This window comes from Micrococcus sp. HMSC31B01 (assembly GCF_001816085.1).
Lineage (GTDB): Bacteria > Actinomycetota > Actinomycetes > Actinomycetales > Micrococcaceae > Micrococcus > Micrococcus luteus.
The window spans coordinates 1-994 of sequence record NZ_KV824935.1; the positions used below are offsets into that span (position 1 = coordinate 1).

The 994-nt window shown below is 75.9% G+C and carries 1 protein-coding gene; it reads left to right on the top strand.

The annotated features are described in order from the left end of the window. Positions 1-147: 147 nt before the first annotated feature. Positions 148-994 (top strand): sensor histidine kinase (locus HMPREF3105_RS01810; RefSeq protein WP_141762395.1); only part of this gene is annotated, 847 nt, incomplete at its 3' end.

Genomic DNA, 994 nt, shown 5'->3' on the forward strand with positions numbered 1-994 from the left:
CGTCCACCTGTGGGCCGGCACCGAGGCGCACCGGGTCCGTGAGGCGCCGGCCGCCGACGTCCTCGCCTCCCTCACGCCCTGAGGACCGCCCCGGATCATCCCGCGGGCTGACGCCGGCCCCTCCGCCTGCGGCCTAGGCTGGCCCGCGTGAACCCCCTGCGCCGCCTCGACCAGTGGACGCGCCTGCACCCCGTGCGCACGGACGTGATGGCCGCCGCAGCCCTGTTCACCGTACTCGTGGCGCTCCCGTGGATCGCGCTCGGGCCGATGGTCGCCCCGGACCCCCAGGGCCGGCAGACGGCCGTCTCCCTCCTGGCCGGGGCCGGCATGGTCCTGCCGTGGGCCGTGCGTCGGGTGCGCCCGGTGGCCTCGGCCGCCGTCGTGACGGCCGCGGCCGTCCTGCACCTGCTCGCCGGGCCCGAGTTCAGCCTGTCCCTGCTGATGGTGCCGCTCACCGTCTACAACCTCGCTGCGAACGCGCCCCGGAGCGTCTCCGTGGCCGGGCTCCTCCTGGGGCTGGTCGGCGGCGTGGCCAACGGGGTGAAGGTGTGGCTGTTCCCGGCGCAGTTCGTCACCCCCGACGGCCTCACCGTCCGCTCCCCCGCGGAGCCGCTGGCCATGGTCATCATGGCGATCGGCTGCGGGCTCATGGTGCTCACCGCGTGGGCGTTCGGCGACGTCGTGCGCAACCGCCGCCTCACCGTGCGCGCCCTCGAGGACCGCGCCCACCGCCTCGAGGTGCAGTCCCGGCAGGAGCGCGAGCTCGCCGCCGCCGACGAGCGCAGCCACATCGCCCGGGAGATGCACGACATCGTCGCCCACTCCCTGCAGGTGATCATCTCCCAGGCCGACGGCGCCCGGTACGCCGCCGCCGCCAAGCCCGCGCTCGCGGTCACCGCGCTCGAGACCATCGGCCAGACCGGCCGTTCCGCGCTCGCGGACATGCGCCAGCTGCTCGGCGTGCTCCGCGAGACCGGCGAGACCGTGGCCGGGG